At 43.6% G+C, this 24,049-nt stretch carries 22 protein-coding genes; 19 read left to right on the top strand and 3 right to left on the bottom strand.

All coding sequences use genetic code 11. The features are described 5' to 3' along the window. Nucleotides 1-2 precede the first annotated feature (2 nt). The 3 genes from mutM to LRM41_RS00125 are packed head-to-tail and all read left to right on the top strand — an operon-like array spanning nt 3 to nt 2,442. Nucleotides 3-881: a bifunctional DNA-formamidopyrimidine glycosylase/DNA-(apurinic or apyrimidinic site) lyase gene (gene mutM / locus LRM41_RS00115; protein ID WP_243818958.1), complete on the top strand. Its 879-nt coding sequence runs from the start codon at nt 3-5 to the stop codon at nt 879-881. Beyond that, the gene (gene holA, locus LRM41_RS00120; protein WP_243818959.1) at nt 878-1,792 is read left to right on the top strand and encodes a DNA polymerase III subunit delta; all 915 of its coding nucleotides are present in this window, start codon (nt 878-880) and stop codon (nt 1,790-1,792) included. The genes mutM and holA overlap by 4 nt, the downstream gene beginning before the upstream one ends. Before the next feature lie 17 nt (nt 1,793-1,809). After that, complete coding sequence (locus LRM41_RS00125) at nt 1,810-2,442, top strand: DNA alkylation repair protein (RefSeq protein WP_243818960.1); 633 nt, start codon at nt 1,810-1,812, stop codon at nt 2,440-2,442. A gap of 56 nt (nt 2,443-2,498) precedes the next feature. Here the strand turns inward: LRM41_RS00125 and rpsT are convergent, their stop codons facing one another. Continuing rightward, complete coding sequence (gene rpsT, locus LRM41_RS00130) at nt 2,499-2,849, bottom strand: 30S ribosomal protein S20 (RefSeq protein WP_275973470.1); 351 nt, start codon at nt 2,847-2,849, stop codon at nt 2,499-2,501. 157 nt (nt 2,850-3,006) lie between these two features. On the opposite strand from rpsT, the gene LRM41_RS00135 reads away from it, so the two are divergent. The 3 genes from LRM41_RS00135 to rpsO are packed head-to-tail and all read left to right on the top strand — an operon-like array spanning nt 3,007 to nt 5,666. Continuing rightward, a complete protein-coding gene (locus LRM41_RS00135) occupies nt 3,007-4,701 on the top strand; it encodes a hypothetical protein (protein WP_243818961.1) in 1,695 nt (564 codons plus the stop codon). Between the two features lie 3 nt (nt 4,702-4,704). Continuing rightward, the gene (truB, locus tag LRM41_RS00140; RefSeq protein ID WP_243818962.1) at nt 4,705-5,361 is read left to right on the top strand and encodes a tRNA pseudouridine(55) synthase TruB; all 657 of its coding nucleotides are present in this window, start codon (nt 4,705-4,707) and stop codon (nt 5,359-5,361) included. A gap of 38 nt (nt 5,362-5,399) precedes the next feature. Then, on the top strand, nt 5,400-5,666 hold the full coding sequence (gene rpsO / locus LRM41_RS00145) for a 30S ribosomal protein S15 (RefSeq protein WP_129632131.1): 267 nt from the start codon (nt 5,400-5,402) through the stop codon (nt 5,664-5,666). 58 nt (nt 5,667-5,724) lie between these two features. Here rpsO and LRM41_RS00150 read toward each other — a convergent pair whose 3' ends face one another. After that, nucleotides 5,725-6,333: a sortase gene (locus tag LRM41_RS00150; RefSeq protein WP_243818963.1), complete on the bottom strand. Its 609-nt coding sequence runs from the start codon at nt 6,331-6,333 to the stop codon at nt 5,725-5,727. A 181-nt stretch (nt 6,334-6,514) separates the two neighbouring features. Between LRM41_RS00150 and LRM41_RS00155 the strand changes: the two genes are divergently transcribed. From LRM41_RS00155 to LRM41_RS00210, 12 genes are all read left to right on the top strand, one after another. Then, nucleotides 6,515-8,632 carry a polyribonucleotide nucleotidyltransferase gene (locus LRM41_RS00155; RefSeq protein ID WP_243818964.1) on the top strand — a complete coding sequence of 706 codons (2,118 nt, stop codon included), beginning with the start codon at nt 6,515-6,517 and terminating at the stop codon, nt 8,630-8,632. A 39-nt stretch (nt 8,633-8,671) separates the two neighbouring features. Next, nucleotides 8,672-9,574 (top strand): hypothetical protein, encoded by a 903-nt coding sequence (locus tag LRM41_RS00160; protein WP_243818965.1) that lies wholly within the window; start codon nt 8,672-8,674, stop codon nt 9,572-9,574. 60 nt (nt 9,575-9,634) lie between these two features. Next, nucleotides 9,635-10,213: a uracil-DNA glycosylase gene (locus tag LRM41_RS00165; protein ID WP_243818966.1), complete on the top strand. Its 579-nt coding sequence runs from the start codon at nt 9,635-9,637 to the stop codon at nt 10,211-10,213. Nucleotides 10,214-10,297: 84 nt separating this feature from the next. Beyond that, nucleotides 10,298-10,732 (top strand): RrF2 family transcriptional regulator, encoded by a 435-nt coding sequence (locus LRM41_RS00170; protein WP_129632149.1) that lies wholly within the window; start codon nt 10,298-10,300, stop codon nt 10,730-10,732. Beyond that, nucleotides 10,725-12,809: a YhgE/Pip domain-containing protein gene (locus tag LRM41_RS00175; RefSeq protein ID WP_243818968.1), complete on the top strand. Its 2,085-nt coding sequence runs from the start codon at nt 10,725-10,727 to the stop codon at nt 12,807-12,809. Before LRM41_RS00170 ends, LRM41_RS00175 begins: the two co-directional genes overlap by 8 nt. 142 nt (nt 12,810-12,951) lie before the next feature. Further along, a complete protein-coding gene (locus LRM41_RS00180; protein ID WP_243818969.1) occupies nt 12,952-15,111 on the top strand; it encodes a ribonuclease J in 2,160 nt (719 codons plus the stop codon). Nucleotides 15,112-15,217: 106 nt separating this feature from the next. After that, on the top strand, nt 15,218-17,431 hold the full coding sequence (locus LRM41_RS00185; RefSeq protein WP_243818970.1) for an FtsK/SpoIIIE family DNA translocase: 2,214 nt from the start codon (nt 15,218-15,220) through the stop codon (nt 17,429-17,431). A 130-nt stretch (nt 17,432-17,561) separates the two neighbouring features. Then, complete coding sequence (gene rpsF / locus LRM41_RS00190; RefSeq protein WP_243818971.1) at nt 17,562-17,915, top strand: 30S ribosomal protein S6; 354 nt, start codon at nt 17,562-17,564, stop codon at nt 17,913-17,915. A gap of 35 nt (nt 17,916-17,950) precedes the next feature. Next, nucleotides 17,951-18,373, top strand: coding sequence for a single-stranded DNA-binding protein (locus LRM41_RS00195; RefSeq protein WP_129634765.1), 423 nt, complete (start codon nt 17,951-17,953; stop codon nt 18,371-18,373). A gap of 13 nt (nt 18,374-18,386) precedes the next feature. Further along, the gene (gene rpsR / locus LRM41_RS00200; protein ID WP_243818972.1) at nt 18,387-18,584 is read left to right on the top strand and encodes a 30S ribosomal protein S18; all 198 of its coding nucleotides are present in this window, start codon (nt 18,387-18,389) and stop codon (nt 18,582-18,584) included. A gap of 73 nt (nt 18,585-18,657) precedes the next feature. Next, complete coding sequence (gene efp, locus LRM41_RS00205) at nt 18,658-19,218, top strand: elongation factor P (protein WP_129632170.1); 561 nt, start codon at nt 18,658-18,660, stop codon at nt 19,216-19,218. Nucleotides 19,219-19,227: 9 nt separating this feature from the next. After that, a complete protein-coding gene (locus tag LRM41_RS00210) occupies nt 19,228-19,950 on the top strand; it encodes a TlyA family RNA methyltransferase (RefSeq protein WP_243818973.1) in 723 nt (240 codons plus the stop codon). On the opposite strand, the gene ychF is transcribed toward LRM41_RS00210, so the two are convergent. Next, nucleotides 19,940-21,019, bottom strand: coding sequence for a redox-regulated ATPase YchF (gene ychF / locus LRM41_RS00215; protein WP_243818974.1), 1,080 nt, complete (start codon nt 21,017-21,019; stop codon nt 19,940-19,942). The genes LRM41_RS00210 and ychF overlap by 11 nt on opposite strands. Before the next feature lie 44 nt (nt 21,020-21,063). Here ychF and LRM41_RS00220 point away from each other — a divergent pair, with 44 nt between their 5' ends. Continuing rightward, nucleotides 21,064-24,033, top strand: a complete 2,970-nt coding sequence (locus tag LRM41_RS00220) for a hypothetical protein (protein WP_243818975.1) — start codon at nt 21,064-21,066, stop codon at nt 24,031-24,033. Nucleotides 24,034-24,049: the final 16 nt, after the last annotated feature.

Below are 24,049 nucleotides of genomic sequence, written 5' to 3' on the forward strand. Positions count from 1 at the left end.
GAATGCCAGAACTACCCGAAGTTGAGACAGTTCGTCGCGGTTTGGCGGATTTGCTGCCAGGTCAGGCTGTTGTGCGAGCGACGGTATTTGATTCGCCAAAGAGTTTTCCGAATTCACCCACAGACGTTCAGCAATTTTTATATGGTGTGTATGTAACGGCGGTGCGACGTCGCGCAAAAGTGCTGATGATTGACCTTGATACGCGTTATTCGCTGGTGATACATCTTAAGATGACTGGGCAATTGATTTTTCGTGGGGCTAATAGTTTTGCTGGCGGTCATCCGAATGATAGTTTGATTGGTGAATTGCCTGATAGATCGACACGAGTGCAAATTGATTTTATGGATGGTTCGCGCCTGTTTTTTAATGATCAGCGTAAGTTTGGTTGGATGAAATTGATGCCGACCGATGAGATAGAAAATTTGCCATTTATGCAGAAAGTTGGTCCGGAACCGCTCGATAAAAAAACTGAGGCGGGTGACTTTATTAAGCGAATTCGTCGTCGGCAAAATTCGATGATAAAGCCAGCGTTTCTTGATCAGTCGGTGATTGCTGGAGTTGGTAATATTTATGCCGATGAAGCTCTGTGGGCTGCAAAAATCCACCCTCAGACGCGCGTCAAAAATGTTAGTGATGACCAATTGGAAGATTTGTTTAACGAACTGCGTCAGATTTTGCAATTGAGCATTGATCAGGGAGGTTCGACGGATAAAAATTATGTTGACGCTGAAGGTAGAAAAGGCAATTATCTGTCGTTTGCGCATGTATTTCGTCGGGAAGGTCAGCCGTGCCATCGACATCCTGATCAAGAGATTGTAAAGATGAAGGTTTCTGGACGCGGTACGCATATTTGCCCAGTTTGCCAAGTGGAGGCGAAGTGATTTACCTTTTTTACGGCGAAAACGAATTCGAGAAACGGCAATCAATTGCTAAGCTGATCGGCAATGAAAAAGCGGCGCGACATGATGGCGAAGATTTGACGCTGGCTGGAATGCAGGAAATAGCAATTGGGCAGACGCTGTTTATGAACTCGTCGGTGTATTTGATTTCAAGATTGAGCGAAAATTCTGAGATTTGGTCGCAAATTCCAGACATAAAGTTTGATGATGACAGGATGATTATTCTGGTGGAAGATAAAATTGATAAGCGAACGAAAACGTATAAGTGGTTGCAGAAAAATGCCAAAGTTCAGGAGTTTTCACCGCTTAGTGATCGTCAAAAACCGCAGCTTTTAAAGTGGTGCGTGGCGGAGGCGAAGGTTCGCGAGTGTGAATTAACGAATCGTCAAGCAGAGATAATTGTCGATCGTTTGGGATTTGATCAGTTGCGACTGAGTAATTTTTTGGACCAATTGGCGCTGGCGGAAAAAGTGACGGATGATTTAATTGACAACTTTATACCTTTGGCGAGGACGGAAAATGTGTTTGATTTGTTTATTTCGGCGCTGGCGGGTGATTATGATAAGGTTCACGATATAATTAGCTATTTGGAGTCAGAAAGTGGTGCTGATGGCGCTTATCAGACAATGGGATTGCTTGCCTCGCAGGCAACTAACTTGACGGCGTTGGTTTTGGCTGACGGCGACAGTAAGTTGGTGGCTTCGGATTTTTCGGCTAATCCGTATGTTTTACGAAAATTGACGTCTTCGACAAAAGGTATCGATAAGGAAAAACTGAAAAGGATAGATGACGCGCTACTTCGGGCAGACTTGCAAATGAAAACAACTTCTGTAAATCCGTGGCTGCTTATGGAGGTGGCACTGGTTGGAATTGGAAAATATACCAAGGAATAGAGAAGTAGCTGGGTCTTATGGATGATACTTGTGCAAAAGAATATATCGCAAATTTAGAAAAAGAATTTTCTTTAATTGAAAATGGATTTAAAGAAGAAGAGAAAAGAGCTCTTGCTGACTATCTATCAAACGATAATGCGTATATCAAAGAATTAGCATTTCTAGCCTTTAAATCCAATGTATATCAAGTTAGAATGTATAGTGTATTTCTTTTTGGATACTTATCAGAACAAGATGATATTTTAGCATTTATGCGAGATGAAGTTTCAAAAGATGATAATTGGAGAGTTCAGGAAGTATTGGCGAAGGCTTTTGATGAATTTTGTAAGAAAACAGGTTATGAAAAATCTCTTCCGGTTATTGACGAGTGGTTACAAAACACTAATCCAAACGTTAGAAGAGCTGTTACAGAAGGTTTGAGAATATGGACGAGTAGGCCATATTTCAAGGACAATCCAGATGAAGCTATTAAACGAATCGCAACATTAAAAGAAGATTCTAGTGAATATGTTAGAAAATCTGTAGGAAATGCTTTAAGGGATATAAGTAAAAAGTTTCCAGAATTGATTAAAATGGAACTCAGTAGCTGGAAATTAGAGAGCAGAGAAATCAAACAGGTATATAAATTGGCGAGTCGATTAGTCGACTGATGTTAAATAAAAATACCCCAGTTAATTCCGGGATATTTTCTGGTAATCTTTATAGATTATTTTTCAGCTTTCTTAGCAGCTAGCTTCTTCGCTGGAGCTTTTTTAGCGGCAGTTTTCTTAGCTGTTGCTGGCTTTGCGGCTGGTTTTTTAGCAGCTTCTAATGCAACACCTGCTTTTTTAGCAATTTTGCTTAATGCGCTCTTTCGGCGAGCAGCGGTGTTTTTCTTAATCAAGCCTTTTTTAACGGCGGTGTCGATTTCGCTTTGTGCTGCAGCAAGAGTTTTTGCGCTTGGTTCTGCAGAGAAAGCTTTAACAGCAGTCTTAATGTCTTTTTTAATGCTGATGTTTCGCTCGCGGCGCTTTAGGGTTTGTTTAGCACGCTTGATGGCGGATTTGATGATTGGCATGTTTCTCCTTTACCTCTATAGATTTGTATCGCTAATCAGGAAGAATTATACAGAAAATAGCATAAATTGTAAAGAGGTGGCTTAGATATTGACTTTATGGTGCTGCTTATGGTATAGTGATGCCAAGCGTAATTACAAAACAAACATAGGAAAAATCATGTCAAACGGATCAGCAAAGCAAAAAGTAATCCAGAGTATCAAGGATGTAACTAATATTTTAGTGACGGTGAGTTCTAGCCCGTCAGTCGACGAATTGTCGGCAGCATTAGGATTGACGATTTTCCTCAATAAACTAGGGAAGCACGCTACGGCTGTGTTTAGTGGTGACATTCCGCCAGCAATTACGTTCTTGAATCCTGATAAGACGTTTGAGCAGACCGCAGATTCTTTACGTGATTTTATTATTGCTTTAGATAAAGAGAAGGCTGATCATTTACGCTATAAAGTTGTTGATGACGCGGTGAAGATTTTTATTACGCCATATCGTACGACAATTACCGATAAAGATTTGGAATTTTCACAGGGTGATTATAACGTTGAGCTGGTTTTGGCGCTAAATGTTGAAAATAGCGAGAGTATTGATACGGCTTTGACTGCGCACGGTAAGATTTTGCACGATGCTACGGTTGTGTCTATAACAGCGGGCGACGTAAAGAGTGGTCTGGGCTCTGTTGATTGGCACGAATCTAACGCGAGTGGCGTGAGCGAAATGGTTGTGGAATTGCTTGACGACCTGAAAACGCCGAAGGTAACTCTGGACGAGCAGATGGCGACGGCGCTACTTACGGGAATTGTTGCAGTGACTGACCGATTTAGTAATGGAAATACATCATCAAAGGTTATGACTACGGCCGCAGAACTTATGGCGGCTGGCGCAAATCAGCAATTGGTGGTTTCAAAGATTGCAGAGAGTGAAGTAGAGGATGAGCCGCAGAAGATTGAAGAGATCGAAGAAAAATCTCCAGAAAAAGAGGAAGCTTCAGAGGATAAAACTGAAGAGGCGGAGAAAGATGAGGAAACTGTACACGCGGACGGAACTTTGTCAATTAGCCATGAGAAGAAGGGCGATGTTGATGAAGTAGCTGAACAAACGGCGAAGGAAAAGCAAGAAGAGTCTGCTAGGATTGCTGAAGAGAAATTGGCTAAAATTGAGCCGATAAAGGAAGAGCCACAAACTGAGGAAGAAAAGCCGAGTGAAAAAATAGTTTCAAAGGGCGAACTTTCTTTTGAGGAAACTCCGCTGATGGGTGGCACTCTGAATGCAACGACTACACAGGCTGCCGAGGATAAGATTAGGGAATTGGCTGGCGATCAAAATAAAACCATCTTAACGCACGGTAAATATGTGGGTGATAGTACGCCGTCGTTTGGCGATACTCCGTTAAATGCAGCTATGGGTGAGTCTGATGAACCGCCAAAGATTGATCCGTTCGCGACAACTAACGCCGCTGAGCAAAAATTGTCGACGATACCTGTTGCGCCGCAATCTGAAGAGTCGATTATTTCGGCAATTACCAACGACACAAATCAATTGAATAATCCAGTAGCGCCAGCTCCGAGTCAGCCGATTGCGCCAATTGAGCCAGCAATAACAAATCCTGAGAATAGCATTCCAGGTTTCGATTTACCAATGCCACCAGCAATGCCAGATTTCGGCGCTTTGCCACCAATGCCGCCAGCGCCTACGGGTGTTGATGTAAATGGATTGCCACAGATTGCACCATTAGGGGTGGCTCCTGAGCCGGTAGCCGCTCCGCAAGCTCCAGCGCCTGCGCCGATCACTGCGATGCCAACTCAGCCAGCTCAAAACGCAGACTTCAATCCAGCGCAATTCCACATTCCAGGACAATAATTGATGGACGAAGTGATTCTCATAGACAAACCTCAGGGAATGACTAGCTTTGGGGTAGTAGCGCGCTTGCGACGAGTTTTATCTAATCGGGCGGGAAAGAAGGTGAAGGTTGGTCACACAGGTACGCTTGATCCGTTTGCTACTGGGCTAATGATTATTGTGACTGGAAAGAAATGCCGCGAAGCTGAAGCTTTCACTAAGTTAGATAAGTGGTACGAGGCGGAAATTATTCTGGGCAAGAATAGTTCGACGGGCGACCCAGAAGGCGAAATTACTGATGTGTCTGATTGTGAGCCGAGTTTAAAAGAAGTTCAGCGGGTAATCGGTCAATTTATGGGAAAAATTGAGCAGACGCCGCCGATTTTTAGCGCGATAAAAATTAACGGTGAAAGAGCGTATAAATTGGCGCGCGAAGGTAAACAAGTTGAGATTCCTAAGCGTGTGATAGAAATTTATTCGTTAGAGTTATTGACATACGAATATCCCAAATTAAAGATCAGAACTCACGTTTCAAGCGGAACTTATATTCGAACGTTGGCGGTGGATATTGGCGAGAAACTAGGGACGGGCGCGTATTGTGAGAATTTGCGTCGCACAAAAATTGCCGACTATTCTATCGACGAAGCAAAGACTCTGGCGGACTTTGGAATTACTAGCTAATTGCAAAAAACAGAGAAGCTTGGTATAATTACAGGGCTATGATTAGCAAAGAGAATAAAGCGAAAGCAATTGCTTTGACTCAGGTCAATAAAAACGACGTCGGTAGCCCACAAGCTCAGGTGTCAGTTTTGACGGCTCGTATCAAAGAAGTCACGGAGCATTTGAAGGCGAATAAGCACGACTTCATGGCTCGTCGCGGCTTGATCCAAATGGTTGGTAAGCGCAAGCGTTTGCTGAAATATTTGGAGCGAACTGATTTTGAGTCTTACAAAGCAGTTGTTGCCAAATTAGGTTTGCGTAAATAGTTTACGTTAAAAACTGCTTAAATCCCCTTTGACGAAAAGGGGATTTTTGTTGTTCTGGCTATTTTTTCAATTTGGCGATAATCACATCTCGTCCGTCGTTTGCGCCACCCAAAGTACAGGAATAAAGAGTTAATTGTGGCTGATCTGTGCGTTGTTCGATTTCTACGGCATCTGGTTTAACGCTTTGTTTTTCGCTGATGACGTAATTGTAACGCACGCCGTTATAGTCAATGATAATTTCATCGCCGACAGTTAATTTATCGATATTATAAAAAGGTGATTTTCTGAGCGTCTGCTGAGGAGTTAATCCCATAATAAAACGGTGTGCAGATAAGACAAAATTGCCACCATCCTTTGGACTGCCATTTTCTGGTTTACGCCACCATGCGCCACGCTCCATTGTTTCGGCGCCGCCAGTACTATAAGGCAAATTTATGTCGATTTTCGGTATATAAAGTCGATTTTCGGTAATTTTATTCTCAGTTTTAGTGATGAGCTGAGTGGTGTGGTTGTCTTTTGGGTTAATGTTTTGCGACAAAATAAGGGGCGTGCTGATGAGAGCAAGCAAATAAACTCCGCCAAGAATCATTAAGATTGCGATTATAGTTAAGATATAGCTTTTCCAGCTTTTCTGGCGATTTTTTACTGAATCTAGCTGAAGTGACATGAATAAATTATAGCACACTCATCTGTTAATAGGGTTATGTTAAGTGCGCTCGCGGCTGGCGTTTGGGTTGAGGTTTTAGTATAATATAAGGAGCAATTTGTAACGCGGAAGTGATAGAGATGAGACGACTAAATTGCCAAGTAATTTCATCCCTGTTACTACCGCAAGAAAGGAGCTCTTTATGAGTATTATCAATCCAAGCGGCAAGGAGATTTTTAGTGTTACCACTGATTTTTGTGGTCGGCCGCTGACTTTAGAAGTGAATCGCGTCGGCTTTAGGACGACTGGTAGCGTTTTGGTGCGTTACGGCGACACTGTAGTTTTGGGTAGCGCTCAGGTTAGTCCGCGTCCAGTGCAATTGGATTATTTTCCATTGTCGATTGATTATGAAGAAAAGTTTTATGCTGCAGGTAAGATTTCTGGCAGCCGATTTATCAAGCGTGAAGGTCGCCCAAGCGATGAAGCTGTGTTGATTGGTCGATTGATTGATCGTCCGATCCGTCCGCTTTTCCCGAAGGGTTATCGCCAAGAAGTGCAAGTTGTTGCAACTGTTTTGAGCATGGATCCGAGTTTCCGCCCAGATGTGATTGCAATGATCGCAGCGTCTAGTGCGTTAATGTTAACCGGTACGCCGTTTGACGGTCCAGTGGCTGGTCTGCGCGTGGGTCGAGTGAATGGTGAATTTAAGGCGTTCTTAACTTCAGAAGAGCGCGAAAAGTCGGATCTTGATTTGGTTGTAGCTGGTATTGAAAGCGGTATAACAATGGTCGAGGCTGGCGCTAAAGAAGTTTCGGAGGACGTTATCGTTGATGCGATGGCGTGGGCTCACCAGATGATGCAGCCAGCGATTGCCTTGCAACGCGAATTGGCGGAAAAAGTTGCGCCAGCACAGCAGGAATATGATCTAATTTTGCCAGATGAATCAATTCAGCAAACGGTTAACGCGTGGGCTGATGGGAAATTTGGTGAGAAAATCCGTCGTCCATATCCAGAGCGCAATGAAATGATAAGCGAAATTCGCGCTGAGTTCCATGAGGCGATGGCGGAAAAATTGGGACTGGACGAGGAAGGATATAGCGAAGTTCGTGGTGATTATGACGAAGCGTTTACTTTGGCTTTACATAAAGATGTTCGCCGGGGAATTGTTGCTGAGCGAGTTCGTCCTGACGGTCGACAACTGACCGAGATTCGTCCGCTTAGCTCAGAAGTTGGATTCTTGCCGCGCGCTCACGGTTCCAGTTTGTTTACGCGTGGTGTGACTCAAGGAATGAACATTGTTACTTTGGCGCCGCTTAGTTATTCGCAATTGATTGACACTATGGAAATTACCGACGGTGAGCGACGTTATATGCATCATTACAATGCGCCGGGCTATACGGTTGGCGAAGTTAAGCGAATGGGCAGTCCGGGTCGACGTGAAATTGGTCACGGATATTTGGCGGAACGTGCTTTGCTTCCAGTTTTGCCAACTGAAGAAGATTTTCCATACGCTATTCGCTCAGTTACCGAGATTATGAGCCAGAACGGTTCAACTTCGATGGCGGCGACTTGTTCTAGCTGCTTGGCGTTGATGGATGCTGGCGTACCAATCTCAGCCCCCGTGAGTGGAATTGCGATGGGTCTAATGATGGACGGCGATACTCCGTATGTGCTGAGCGATATCGCTGACGCTGAGGACTTTGCTGGAGATATGGACTTTAAGGTTACTGGTACTTCAAAAGGTATTACAGCTCTTCAAATGGACATGAAGGTTCATGGACTACCGGTGGCGGTTTTACGTCAAGCGATTGAGCAGAGCAAAGCGGGACGTGCACACATTTTGGAGCATATGCTCAGCGTTCTTCCAGAGCCTCGTAAGTCGCTCAGTCCGTATGCGCCACGAATTGAGAAGATTAAGATTGACCCAGATAAGATTGGCGTAATTATCGGTAAGGGTGGTGAGACGATCAATAAGATTACTTCGGAAACTGGCGCTGAAATTGATATTAAGGAAGATGGTTTGATTACTGTGGCTAGCCCAGACGGCGCGTCGATTGAAAAGGCTATGAACTGGATTAAGAGTCTGGTTGAGGAGCCAGAAGTCGGCAAGATTTACGAAGGTAAAGTTGTTGGCATTAAAGATTTTGGCGCGTTTGTGAATATACTTCCTGGCATTGACGGAATGGTTCATATTTCGAAATTGGCAGAACATCGAGTTGAAAAAGTGACTGATGTTGTGAAAGAAGGGCAAACTGTTCGCGTGAAAATTACTGGAATTGACGAGCGCGGTAAGATCAATTTGACGATGATTGGTTTGTAAATATATAATAGCGAAAGCGTAATTTTAGGAGGGAATTTTATGGACAATAGTAACAATAATAAACCTCAAGTGCCGCCTCAGCCACAATTCCAGCAGGCTCCACAACAGCCACAACAACAATTCCCACAACAACCAGTCATGGGAACTCCATACCAGATGCCACCAAAAAAGAAAATGAGCAAAGGTGCCATGTGGGGAATCATCGGCGGAATAGTTGGACTAGTCGTAATTATCGTTGGTGTAGTCCTAGCCGTCTTGCTACTAAGTGGTCCAAGCAAGGCGGATTATAAAGCTGCTGTAGACAAAGTGAACGATACAATCGAAATTTACAATAAAGCTTCGACGTCACTTTCATATGTTTCTACTTCAGAAACTAAGACGTCACTAGAATCTACTCGTAAAAAACTTGCCTCGACAAAGGATGAAGTTGACGGTAAATTAAGCGAGCTAGGCAAGATGAAGGCTATTACTGGCGACAAAGAGGTTCGTGAAAAGTATGATGCTTTGAAAAATAAGCTAGGTAAGTTTGATTCTGCAGTGGATGCTTTTGATGAAGTTTACGGAAAGATACTTCCAGCAGTAGCTGATTTTTCTGATAGTAGCAACAGCTCTAATATATCTACCTTAGAGAGTGCGGTTAAGAAAGCTAGACAGGATCTTAAAAATGCCGATATCAAGAACGAGCATAACAAGAAATTCGTCAAGGATTTTACTGCTCAATTGGAAAAACTTGAAGAAATGTTGCCAAAAGTTGCTGAGATGAAATCTGATTACAAAAAATACGACTCTAACTATATCAGTGATTTTTACGACACTCTTACCGCAATACAGAAGACTGCTCGCGAATGGTCTTCAGGACTACAAAAAATAGCAGAAGAGGGTGAAATTCGCGATGAATTAAATAATCTAGGAACTATACTGGTAAACAAGGTAAATAAATAGTTCTGCTAAATATCAGAAGCGCCTCGTTTCTTGCGGGGCGTTTTTTGATAGAATAAATATATGGACAAGCAGGCTAAATTGGATACGTTGGCGGAAGAAATTGTAAAAGAGAAGGTTTGCCCGGATTTGGCGGATCAGGCGACGCAATTAGTTATGGGCGATGGAAATCCTGATGCCGGTATCGTTTTTATTGGCGAGGCGCCGGGGAAGAATGAAGATTTGCAGGGTAAGCCGTTCGTTGGTGCTGCGGGAAAATTCCTTGATGAAATGCTGAAGTCTGCTGATCTGCAACGTTCAGATGTGTATATTACCAACATTGTTAAATATCGTCCACCGAATAATCGCGACCCACTGCCGGAGGAAAAGCGACAATTTTGGCCATATTTACTCAGGCAATTAGAAATCATTCAGCCAAAGGCCATTTTGACCTTAGGGCGGCACAGTGGCGGCGGATTTATTCCGGGATTGCAGATCAGTAAAGAACACGGTCGTCCACGTAAAGTGCGTCTGCATGATCTAGAGTTTGTGGTCATCCCTCTATACCATCCAGCAGCCGCGCTTTATAACGGCGGTATGCGTCAGACTTTAATTGACGATTTTATTCAGGCTGTGGAGTTCGTAAAGAATAGCGACGCTTAATCAGGCGATTGCTTGCAAAAGTTTCCCAGGCGTAGTATAGTGGATAGTCGATATCTATTATATCTAAGTCGAGAAAGGATTTGTATGAGATTATCGGGAGCCGTTGAACAGGCGTGTTGCATTATGGCAATTCTGGCGGATCCGAAAAGGACGACGCCGGTAACTAATGATGCGCTGGCAGAAAAGATGCTGGTTTCGCCGACGTACTTGAAGAAAATTAGTCGGAAATTGGTAATAGCAAAGCTAATCACTTCAACGCAGGGAACTGGCGGCGGATTTATTTTAGCAAGAAAAATGAACGAAGTTACGTTGCATGATGTTGTCCTTGCAATTGAGGGAGAATCGCCATTTTTCCAACCTCAGGGAATTGTTGAGAGAGTTTTTCAATCGCGTCCTCGTCAGGTGGAAATTGGCATGAATATGATAGAAAAGGTTTTTTCTGAAGCGCAGGAAAAGTGGAGTGAATATTTGAAAACTGTGACGCTGGAAGATGTGGCAAAGGAGGTTGCACATGATTAAAAATAAGATGTTACGAGCCGAATGGAAGCATTTGTTTAATAATAAAATATTGCTGATATCTATGGCTGTGATTTCGTTTATCCCAATTTTGTATAGTGGATTTTTCCTAGGCTCAATTTGGGATCCGTACGGACAAACAAAAAACTTGCCGGTGGCGTTTGTGAACGAAGATAAGGGCGCCAGCTTAAATGGCAAATCACTGAATGTCGGCGAATCTGTCGAGAAAAAACTGAAAGATAATCACGATTTGGGCTGGGAGTTTGTCAGCAAACAACAAGCAGACGAAGGCGTGAATAGCGGGCATTTTTATGCAGTGGTAACTATTCCGTCCGACTTTTCGCAGAAAGCGGCGTCAATTACCGAATCTGAGCCTCAACAAGCGGTTATTAATTTTACGACCACGCCAGCGAAAAACTATATTGGTTCGCTAGTCAGTAATCAAGCTGCCGCCAAGGTTAAATCTTCGGTGTCTGAACAAATCACCCAGGCGTACGCTAAGGGGGTTTTGGAGAATTTGGACAAGCTTGGCATAGGACTGGATACGGCAGCTAACGGCGCGTCAACTTTGCACGATGGATTAGGGCGATTGCAATCTGGCACACAAACATACGTTGGCGGTGTTAAGCAATTAGCGGTAAATCAGCAATCCTTGACTGGCGGATTGGCGCAACTTAGTGACGGTTCTCGTAAATTGCAGGCGGGATTAGGGCAATTGTCGAACAATTTGCCGACCGAATCTCAATTGTCACAATTATCTGACGGAATGAAACAATTGCAATCTGGCATAAATCAGTTAAACGCCAGCGTGAGGAATCCATCGCCAGCGCTCGTGGCTCAACAAAACAAGGTAGAAACGGGCATGCAAACTTTGGCGCAAACAATGCGAGCTTCGGAGTCCGACTTGTCGGCGGCGGGCGATACTTTGCGGACTTTGGGCACGCAAGCAGCCGCTTCTGGTAGCGATTCTACGACGATAAGTTTGCCGCAAATCAGCAATATTTATCAAGCATTCACAAAAACTCAGACGATTATCGCGCAGATGGGGACGCTACGTGACGACCTTCAAGCGCTAAAACAGCAACTATCGGCGCAACAGACGCAGCTTCAGGCTGGAGTTTCTACATTGAATAACGGCGTGAATCAATTGACCCCAAACGCAATCACCGCATTTAACGGCTATAACAGCGTGCGATTTGCAAATAATCAATTATTGGCAGGCTCAGCAAGCTTAACAAACGGCTTAAACGAAGCAAAATCGGGCAGTCAAAAATTGGCGAATGGCGCGAGTTTATTAGAAAGTCGTTCGGGCGCGTTAATTGATGGAACTTCGCAGCTGGCAAGCGGTGCAGATACGCTGGCGAATAAATTGGCGGACGCTTCTAATCGCATAAAAATTCAACCAACTGGCGCTACGACTCAGCAGCAAATTGCAAATCCAGTGAAGTCGGAAATGACCGAAAAGGGCAATGTTCCGAATTATGGCTATGCTTTGTCGCCGTATGTTTTGTCGCTAAGTTTGTTCGTTGGAGCAATTGTCCTGAATGTTATTTATCCGATTCGCAAAACTTTTTCTGAGCAGGAAAGTGCGATTCGTTGGTGGCTATCTAAAGCTTCGGTGGCTGGCGTGGCGGCCTTTATGCAAGCAACAATTTTGATGTTGGTGATGGTGTTTTTCTTAGGACTAACTCCAGAGCATCCAGCGCATTTCATCGGGGCAATTTATCTGACGTCGTTTGCGTATATGTCGATTGTGTCGCTTTTGGTGATTGTTTTGGATAATCCAGGGCGATTCCTAGCGATGGTTCTTTTGGTGCTTCAATTGGGTTCCAGCGAGGGAACGTTCCCAATTCAAACTGCCAACGGATTTTTCCAAGCAATTAATCCGCTAGTGCCGATGACTTACTCGATTCGCGCATTGCGCCAGGCTATTTCTGGTGGGCTAGATAACGCATTTTACGGCGGCAGTATGTGGGTTTTGGTTGGATTCTTGTTGATGGCTAATTTATTGACAATCGGCTTCTTCACTTATCGTGGCAAGCGTAAATTCGCACACACGTCGGTTGATGGCGACGATTAATTGACCTCTGTTATAAAACATTGTACTTTGACAAAAAATGAGCGGTTTGCTAATATAAGAGTACTAACTAGAGGAATTTACATCAGTTCACCTCTATACCTGGTTTTTGAATTATATTGTAATAAAAAAGGAGTATAACAATATGGGTCAGCGGCGACTAGCAACACCGCAAAAAGACGACGCCAACAAGCGTCCGCAGTCAAAGAAAAGTAACAATGCAGTTTTGAATAGCACAACTACTCGTAAGGGTGAGGTTTTTAGAGCTCAGCGACGAACGAGCGAGAACGTTAATCTCAGGGCTTCACAGCACTTGATTGATATTCCTGTAAATAAGTCGGTTTATAACGGATATGGCGGTGAGCAGTTTAGCGCCAAAATGCAACCAAAACCCGTTCGCGGCGGTCAGCCGAAGCTTCGGATTATTCCGATTGGTGGCGTGGGCGAAATGGGAATTGGTAAGAATATGAACGCCATCGAATATGATGATGAGATTATCATCGTAGATATGGGATTTCTGTTCCCAGGTAGCGATTATCCCGGTATCAATTACATCACTCCGGATATTACTTGGCTGGAAGAGAATAAGCATAAAATTAAGGCACACGTATTTACGCACGGACACCTTGACCACATTGGTTCGTTCCGTCACTTTATTCATCGTATTCCAGCGCCAGTTTATGGCTCTAAGTTTACGATTGGCATGCTTGATCGAACGATGGACGATTCAGAAGTGGATTTCAAGCCAGATTATCGAGTGATGGATCCGCTGAGTCACGAAATTGTTCAAGTTTCTAAGCATTTTTCAATCGAGTTGGTGCGAGTTAACCACTCGATTCCTGATTCTACGGCGGTGATTATTCGAACTCCAATGGGTGTGATTGTCGATTCTGGTGACTGGCGATTCGAGGAAAGTCCAGTTGACGGTCAAAAGTTTGATCTTGAGCGACTTACGGAAGTGGCTTCAAAAGAAGGCATTTTGATGTTTATGAACGAGTCGACCAACTGTGAGTCGGCTGGCACACACACGCACACAGAGTTTGATATTCAGTATTCCATCGGTCAGGTGATGGACAAGTTTAGTAATAGTCGAGTAATTTTAAGTTGTTTTTCGTCGCAGGTGCATCGCTTGCAATTAATTTTGGAAGAGGCACATAAGCATGGACGCAAGGTGGCGTTTGCTGGATTCTCGATGATTCAAAACCTGGAAGTGGCGCTGCGTTCGGGGACGATTAAGATTCCTAAAGACACCATCATGAAGATGGAAGATATTGTTAAATTACCAGATAATCAAATTGCCGTAGTTTGTACTGGCTCGCAGGGCGAATTTAACGCCGTCTTAAATCGCATGGCGACGGGCGCTCATAAATATATGAAAATTAAGGGCTCGGACGTTGTGGTGTTTAGCTCAAACCCAATTCCTGGCAATGAAAAAAGCGTGGTGCGAACGGTTGACGGTCTGATGCGTGAGGGTTCTGATGTTATTCAGAATGGTAAAACCCACTTGACGGGAGTTGGTCCATTGCACTTGTCGGGTCATGGATATTATGACGATCATGTCAAGTTGATCAACGCACTTAATCCGACTTACTACATGCCAATTCACGGTGAATTCCATATGTTGGTGCATAATGCCAGATTGGCGGAAAAGGAATGTGGAATTCCTCGTAAGAATATTTTTGTGTGTGATGCTGGAGATATTATTGAGATTGATATTGAAAGGCAGGCAAAGAAGGCTGGGCGAATTCATGTTGGCGGTGTGATGTATGATGACACTGGTGCGATTGTTTCTGAGGTTGTGCTGAAAGACCGCATTCACATGTCGCAAGAGGGAATGTTTGTTGTGGTGTTGACCGTACAGCGCGGCACAGGACGATTATTGACTAGCCCAGACATTATTTCTCGTGGATTTATTTACTTGCGCGACTCTGAAGAATTGATGAATATGATTCGCCAATACTTGAAGCAAAAAGCGGCACGTAGTTTTTCTGGCAAATATGATTTGGATGTGATCAAAAAAGAAATTAAAGATGAGATTACACATATATTGTACGATCAGACTCGCCGAACACCAATTGTTATTCCGGTGATAAACGAAGTTGGTGGATTGAAGTCTGTAAAGTCGGAAGGTGCGCCAGCTCATTCTGTTTCAAAATCGCCAGCGCGCGGTAAGAAACCCACCTCGGGCGAGTCAAAAATGACTCTTCCAACTGCGCCGCGTCGCCGTTTCCCGCAGCGCCAAGTGCCAGATACTGAAGCCAATGACACAAAAGCCAGGGAGCGACAGAATGCTCGCCCGTACTAGGGTTCTAGATTGATTTTAATGGTGGATTGTGCTATAATACTAAGCGTGATAAATTGATTTTTACATCTGTTAATAAGTGTAAAATCAGTGTATAATAAAAACGATTATGGCAAAAAAACGAAAGAGTACGAAAAAATCTGCACCAACCAAGCCGCAGCATAGTTTGCCGGTGGGTTTTTGGTCACAAGTTGGCGCGGTGATGCTTATTCTTTTGTCGCTACTACTCGTCGTATCGTGGTTTGGCGTCGGTGGTCCAGTTTTACAATGGATTGATATGGCGACTGTAAAAACTATTGGTTACACTGCGTACGCCTTGCCGATATTGCTGATTTATTTGGCGGTTGAGACTTTCCGAGCAGAAGAGAATCAATTACCTGCAGTGGTGAAATTTGCGGCAATTCTGGAAATTGTGTGGTTTTCTGGATTGTTTGGACTAATGAAGACGGCTTCGCATCCGAATTCTGGTGGATTTGTGGGCGACATATTAAACACGGCAACCTTGAAAATGGTAGATTCGGCAATTGCGGTGATTATTTATCTGGTTTTGGCGTTTATAACGGTTCTATTTATCACCCAGACGTCACCGTTTACAGTTTTCAGTAAACTTTGGGAGATGATTAAGAGCAATACCAAGGAGGACGATGATAATCGTTCTGTTATGAAGAAGGCATCAATTGCTCAGCCAGCAGAAGAAGAGAAAAAGACCGACCTGGGAGAAATTAAGCTAAACGCTGGTGTGCCAATAATTGATACAGCCAAAGAGAAAAAGAGTCTATTGAAGAAAGTAGAGAAGCCAGAAAAGGTCAATGAAGAACAGGCTTTGGTGGCAGCTCGTGATCCTAATTGGGAAGCGCCAAGCTTGGATCTATTAGAGAAGAACGAAAGCGGTGCTGATGCTGGAGATACGCGCCAGAACGCTCAAATAATTCATGATACGCTGGCTGAATTTAATATTGAGGCGGCGATGGGCGACATTAATGTTGGTCCAAAAGTCACGCAATACACCCTAAGACCACCAAGTGGGGTTAAATTGACGCGAATTACGGCGCTGGAAACTAATATTGCGCTTAATTTGGCGGCACAAAGTTTAAGGATTGAGGCGCCAATTCCTGGTCAGCGAGCGGTTGGTATTGAAGTGCCTAACCGTAAGGCTGCTGAGGTGCGGCTGCGAAGTACGCTGTCATCAAAACAGTGGGCTGCTGCTCGTGATCCTTTGAGTTTTGGAATTGGTAAAGATATATCTGGTCAAGTTGTTGTGGGTGAACTGGGAAAGATGCCGCATTTGTTGATTGCTGGACAAACGGGTTCTGGTAAGTCTGTGATGATTAACACCTTGCTGTGTAGCTTGCTGTACCGCAATAGTCCGAGTGACATGAAGTTGATTTTGGTTGACCCGAAACAAGTTGAAATGGCGCCGTATGCTGATATTCCGCACCTTCTTACGCCAGTTATTAATGAACCAGAGAAGACCATTTCAGCCTTGAAGTGGGCGGTGAATGAGATGGAGCGACGCTACAAATTGTTGGCGGGCGAGAAAATCCGTAATATTAAAGAATACAACAAGAGGCTGCAGTCGCGCGCTAAGAAGATTGCGATTGCTGATGAAAATGGCAATGTTCAGGAGCATGAAGATGGATCGATGCCGTATATCGTGATTGTGGTGGACGAGATGTCTGATCTCATGATGATGGCTAAAAAGGATGTTGAGACGTTAATTGTTCGATTGGCGCAGAAATCGCGAGCGGTTGGTATTCATTTGGTATTGGCGACGCAGCGTCCTAGCGTAAACGTGATTACTGGTTTGATTAAGGCGAACGTTCCAGCGCGAATTGCCTTTACGGTGGCTAGTCAAGTTGACAGTATTACGATCTTAGACCAATCTGGTGCTGAAAAACTATTAGGTCAAGGAGATATGCTATTTTACGTAACAAGCATGAGTAAACCAAAACGTATTCAGGGCGCCTGGGTGACAGATGACGAGGTGAATAAAATTGCCGATCATTTGCGTATGCAGATGGCTCCGCAGTACAACGACGAAGTGGTGGCTCAGCCAGTTCAATTGGATGGCAAGGGTGGCGTCGTGATGGACTTATCGGAAGGCGGCGACGATAAGTTTAAGGACGCGGTTCGTGTGGTGGTTGAACGACGCAAGGCCTCGACGAGTATGCTGCAGACGCGCCTGGGAATTGGTTATCAACGAGCCGCTCGAATCATCGAAGAGATGGAAGAGCGGGGAATCATTGGTCCGCAGAATGGTTCTAAGCCGCGCGAAGTTTTGATTTCTAGTCCAGAAGAGCTTGATGAATTGCTGGCGGAATAGTAATTGTTGCGACTTATCAGTAGTGAGATTGGCAATATTGGCTGTTTAGTGATATAATAGCAATTGAATATTAACCTAAGCTTACGTGAGACAGCGTAAGCATCCGTAAATGGATTCCAGAGGAGGAAACATGAACGAATACGAACTAACTGTTCTTATTCACCCGGATTTAGAGGCTAATCTAGATTCAGCGTTGGATAAGGTACGTGGTTTAATCACTGCTAACGGTGGTGAAATTATCAAAGAAGATAACTGGGGCAAGAAAAAATTGGCCTACACAATCAAGCGTGAAGATTTTGCAGTTTACGTTTGTTTTGAGGTTAAATTGCCAGCACCAGCTTTGTTGAAGATTTCAAATACGCTTAATATTACTGACGAAGTCTTGCGCTACCTATTGGTAAAAACTGATGAAAAAACTCGTCAAGCATTAAGCGAGCAAAAAGCACGCAACGAAGAAGCTGATTCAAGCGAATCAAGTAAATAAGCCTAACTGCCGTAAGGTAAAAGAGGGGATAGAATATGGCACGAAGTATCAATCAAGTGATTTTGTTGGGTAGATTGACACGCGATCCAGAACAGCGAACAACCGCTTCTGGCAAGAACGTGGTTAGCTTCAGTATTGCTGTTGATCGACAATCTCAAGACGATCAGGCTGACTTTTTCAATATCACAGCCTGGGATAAACTTGGTGATTTGGTAATGCAATATCTAAGTAAAGGTCGTCGGGTTTTAATCCAAGGACGACTGCGACAGGATAGCTGGGAAGATAAGGATACCGGTAAAAGACAGAGTCGAATTGAAGTCACTGCTTCAGATGTAACGTTCTTAGACGGTCCAAGCGGCGACAATTCAGGTTCTGCAGCACCAAAGACTACTAAAAAAGAGGAAGTCGTAACGGAAATTGACGATAAGCCAATTGACCTAAGCGAAATTCCATTCTAATAAGGAGATTAAAATGGCACAATTGAAGAAAAATCTACCGATTATTTTTGACTATAAAGATGTAAAAACTTTGCAACGTTACATCAATGTTTACGGTCAAATCGAGCCAATCAGCAAGACTGGTTTGAGCGAAAAGCAACAGCGAAGCTTGGCAGTAGCAATTAAGCGTGCTCGCCACTTGGCTTTGTTACCATTTGTCAGCAGCAACTAGGAACGTTTAATGCGCAATATCTCGTTGCTATTACATATTTGGCAGCGAGATATTTTATTGAAAAGGAGAAAATATGTATCAGCCAACTGATTTGAAAAAAGGCGTAGTTTGTCAAATTGACGGCAAGCCATATCGCGTCGTAGAATACGGCCAAAAAGTTATGGGTCGTGGCGGTTCGATTGTTAACGTGAAATTGAAAAACCTAATTGACGGAAGTGTTATTCCAAAGACTTTCAAGGGTCAAGAGCGAATCGAAGCTGCGGAAGTAAATAACAAAACTGCGCAATATTTGTATAACGATGGTGACAAGTTCTATTTCATGGACCCGACTAGCTTTGAGCAATTTGAGCTGGCTGCGGAAATCGTGGACGACGCTAGTAAATACCTGAAAGAAGGCGACGAATTAAGCCTCCAATTCTTCGACGGTCGAGTGATTAACGTTGAACTACCAAAGAATAAATATCTGGAAGTTACCTACACGGAAGATGTGGTTAAGGGCGATACGACTTCATCTGTGTTAAAAGACGCTACTTTGGAGACAGGGCTAGTTGTCAAAGTTCCAGCATTTATCAAGCAGGGTGATATTATTAGCGTTGACACTTCAACTGGTGAATATCGCGAACGAAAGAAATAGCTCTATTTAATGAAACAGCGATTAGATAAAGCTCTGGTTGAGCGCGGTTTGGCAACAACAAGGTCTCAGGCGGATAATTTTATTCGCCTGGGCTATGTTTTTTTGAATAAGAAAATTGTCCAGAAATCAGGGACTATGGTATCTGATTCGGACGAGATAAAGCTCGAGAAGAAGGAAACTTACGTTTCGCGAGCTGGCTTAAAACTAGCAAGCGTGGCAGAGTATTTTCATCTTAATTTTCAGGATAAAATCGTTCTGGACATCGGCTCGAGTACAGGCGGATTTACTGACTATTCACTGCGTCATGGCGCCAAAAAGGTATTTGCTGTTGATGTTGGAACGGATCAGCTCCATCCAAGTTTGAGGCCGAATCCAAAAATTGCTCTCCACGAAAAGACCGATATTCGTGATTTTTATGCTGATGAAGCAATTGATATTATTGTGGGCGACGTGTCGTTTATATCTCTGAGGGAAATTTTGCCGCACGTGGCAGAAAATTTGATGAATACAAATACAATATTGGTTGCTATGGTGAAGCCTCAATTCGAAGCGGGGCGGCATCAGGTTAATAAGGGAATTATTAAAAACGATAAAGTTCGTCGACAGATTTTATCCGATTTTGAAGATTGGGCGAAAAAGTATTTTGTTATCTTAGATAAAAAAGATAGTGAAGTGGCTGGCAGTAAGGGCAATCTTGAGCGATTTTACAAATTGAAATTAGCTAAACGTTAAACCTAAACTCAACAACGTCATTCGGTTGCATGACGTAGGTTTTTCCTTCGGTGCGAATTTTACCGTTTTCACGAGCCTTAACTTCCGATCCCGCTGCGACTAAATCGTTAAAATCAACAATCTGTGCGGCAATAAATCCGCGCTCAAAATCCGAATGAATAACGCCCGCGGCTTGCGGTGCAGTCCAGCCCTTGTGAATTGTCCAAGCCCGGACTTCTTTTTCGCCCGCAGTTAAGTAGCTTTGTAGCCCGAGCGTATCGTAGGCCGCGTGAATAAGTTTGGCGAGTCCAGTTTCCTTGACGCCGTAGCTTTCTAATAACTCTTTGGCGTCATTTTCAGATAATCCCTTCAATTCTTCTTCCAGTTTTGCGCAGACAAAAACGGTTTTTGCGGGACTTACGAGTTCGGTCAATTGACTCTGTAGATCGGAATTGTTCAATCCTTCCTCGTCGACATTAAACGCGTAAATGACGGGTTTGGCGGTAAGAAGGTGTAGGTCGGAAATTGCCTCAAAATCCACATCTGACAGGGCGGAAATTGGTACGCCTTTTTGTAAATTGTCGATTAAAGATTGTAGATATTCAACTTTTTGGCGAGCTTTTGGGTTTGCTTTGGCTTCTTTTTGAAGTTGAGGCAGGCGTTTTTCAAGAGTTTGTAGATCGGCCAGAATCAGCTCGGTATTTATAACCTCAATGTCTTTCTTAGGGTTAATCGGTGCTTCATCATGGCGCAGAATCTTTGAATTCTCAAATGCACGAACAACATGAATAATCGCGTCACACTCTCTGATGTTGTGTAGAAACTTATTGCCCAAACCTTCACCTTTGGATGCGCCAGCAACTAGCCCAGCGATATCGACGAAAGTGACGGTAGCTGGAATAATTTTTTGCGCGTGATAAAGATCGGCTAAAATTTGCAGGCGATTATCTGGTACGGGAACAATTCCTGTGTTCGGCTCAATTGTCGCAAACGGATAATTAGCCGCCAAAATATCATTATTTGTTAAAGCGTTAAAAAGTGTCGATTTGCCGACGTTCGGTAAGCCAACGATTCCAATAGATAAACTCATATATTTATTATATCATCTGCGTAATCTTTGATATAATTATAAGCATGAGAAGAAAATACTCATTGCCTAAGGTGGGCATGCTGGCAATAGTAGTGGCTTTAGTTATTTCGGTAACGGCTTTTTTTATCTATACGTACGCGGCGCCAAGCTCGCCAAATTGGACGATAACTGGTAAATCTTGGGTTACTAAGCAATTTAATCCGTCAGATACCACTAATTATGGATCTAACTGGACTGTTGCTCCGGGGAGATTAAAGAATGTGAAGCCCGGAGATACGGTTGATTGGTGGCATAGTCTTTTTGTTAGCGGAGGAGCCACTGACAATGTCGTGACTGGAGTTCAGCAAGATGTGTTCGATTTAAGCTCAAATCAGCCGTCGGACAATGACGCGAGTCTGAACGACAGGGGGGCTTGGCATAATGAAGATCCTCGATGGTTTAACGTTATGACGGATTGGAAGGATTATGCTTGGAAGCGAATGAACAATCCAGCGGATTATAGCACTACTTCTATGGAGGTGTTGAACGGTAAATCTCGGCTTGAGGATCTTCATGGCGAGCTTGGAAAAAATAAATTCATGTATACACGAGTCATTAAAAGAGAGGATATGGGTAAGCGTATCTGTCAGCGAATCTATTGGAGCAAGCGGAATTCTTTGCCAGTTTCGGGATGGGGCTATTCGCAGTATGCATGCGTAGAGGTTCCATATGATTATGACGTAGAGCCCTCGGTCAGTGTTAACTCGGATTACATTGACGCAGAAAATGCCACGAAAATTGAGGGAATAAATGCTGGGTTGAATAATAAGGGCACATCAAAAACTCAAAATTCTTCGTATGCACTTGCGCGATTTGTTGTCAGAGGGGCTGAAGTATCGGGGCTTACGGGCAAGAGTAATGTGGTTTCGTTGCCTGGAGGTACTGCTGATAATGATTGGCCGTGTGCAGTCGTGCGACTGATTAAAGGACAATATAGAGATAGCTTAAATATTGATAGTGGCGCGTGTGGAAAAATTGTTCAAAACACTGGCAGTCAATTAAACACCGGTCAGACTCCAGTGGCTACAAATCAGATAGATAATCTGGATAGGGTTAAGCTAAGTGCTAACGACAGCCTATGTTATGTGGTTATGGTCAGTAATTACAACGGTTCGGCGCCTTCGACGGATTTTAGGTACGCGGTTAAGTGTATCAGATCGTCAAAAAGACCAAAGGTTCAAGTTTGGGGCGGTGATATTAAGACAGATAAAGAGGTTATTACCAGCAAGACATCAAATAATGTGAATGTTCCTGATGAGAATCTTAGCCGTATTGAGCTAGATAAGACCTCCATACGAGCAAAGGGGCTGTGGGGTACAGGTTTAGACAAAGATGGTAATAAAATTGGAGGCGATGTTCACTTTAGCCCTGGCGAATACGGCTTTAAGGGTGGCAACGACGCTGATCCGCACTGGTCTATAGTATGTGCTGAGGATCAGTATGGCGGCAATGGAAACCAGAGAGCATATAAGAAGTCTACTGGACAGCCAGATTATCTTCCGAGCTGCCATGGCGATGCAACTAATCTAAAAGACGACTATCAAGCCAGAACGGTCGTAACGACACAGTGGCGCAATCCTAGTGGAGGCGATGTATTGCGAGATGGTTATATTACATGTACACCCGATTCTATGTATCACGATATAGTTGGTGACGCATCGCTCGTTTATAATCCTGGTTATTGCAAGAGGGGCGTTTGGAGAACATCTGACTCTGCGAAGTGGATTAGTATGAATAGTTTTGGTCGGCATACGCATTCTAATAGTAAACCAGATCCAGCGAATCTAAACTGTCGGGATGATACTCGCCCTATAGCAGAAGTTATCTCGTGCTCGAATACGTATGTCTTTAGGTTAAAAGGTGTTAATTTAGGAGAGCTAAAAGATGCTAAGAAGCTGGAGATTGGTTTTAGTGGAGCCGTAGATAACTATGTTCGAGTGAAAATTAATGGTCATGAAATGAAGGTGTTGGGTAATGAAAACGGCGCAAGACCTGAGGGAACCCAGTATTCCGGTTGGGGTTTTCCGGGTTATGCTGGAAATTCCCGGTTTACTGCTGAAACGCAACCAGGTACTGTTTTATATGAGAATAATAACTTCATTGATATTTACATAAAATCTAATCCGTCACATATGGGGCTACTGATCGAGGATATATCATTGGCTTATAAGATGGCTTATACAAATCAGAATGTGTACGGTTCTTGGGGTGAATATGGAATTATTGCTAATGGTAAGGCGGATTCGGCTTCGGGGGCTGGATTGTCATCGTCGTTTAATGGTCGCTCGGGAGTAACTCCACGTGACTATAATAAGCTAACTTTCGCCAATATTCCAAAGTTTGGTAATTTTAGCAGCACCAGTTCAGTTCCAGATAATTTTACTTTACCGTCGGTTGGTGGCGTCAAGGGCAGTGTTTCTGGTAACGTGGATGTCAACAGCTTAGCTACGGGTGAATATAACGCTGGAAACGTAACCTTAACAGGGTCAAAATTAAGCGTAGGCAAGAGTATAGTCATAAAGTCCTCGGGCGTAGTTAGAATTTCGGGCGATTTGCTATACACAGACACGAATGATGTGCGCCAATTGCCACAACTAATTATCTACGCGAAGAATATTATTATAGAGCCTTCGGTTGGGGAAGTGAATGCTTGGTTGATTACTCAGAAAGACGGATATGTTAGTACTTGTGGCGTAGTAATTAGCGCCGGAAGTTGGCTGAGTGGAGTTTCTGAATCTTCTTGCGGTAAACAGCTGAAGGTTAACGGGCCAATTAAAACTGGACGCTTGTTCTTGCGACGAACGTACGGCGGAAAGCATGCTTCATCTGCAAAGAATGATCCGAATATGCACCCTGGAACTCCAGCAGAAATCATCAATTTGAGAGCTGACACTTATATTTGGGCTTACAATAATTATCGAAACACTGGCGCGATTAGCACGATGAATGTTCGTGAATTGCCGCCAAGATATTAAAAGTTTGCAAATTAAA

It is taken from the genome of Candidatus Nanosynbacter sp. TM7-087, from assembly GCF_022828365.1.
Classification (GTDB): Bacteria; Patescibacteriota; Saccharimonadia; order Saccharimonadales; family Saccharimonadaceae; genus Nanosynbacter.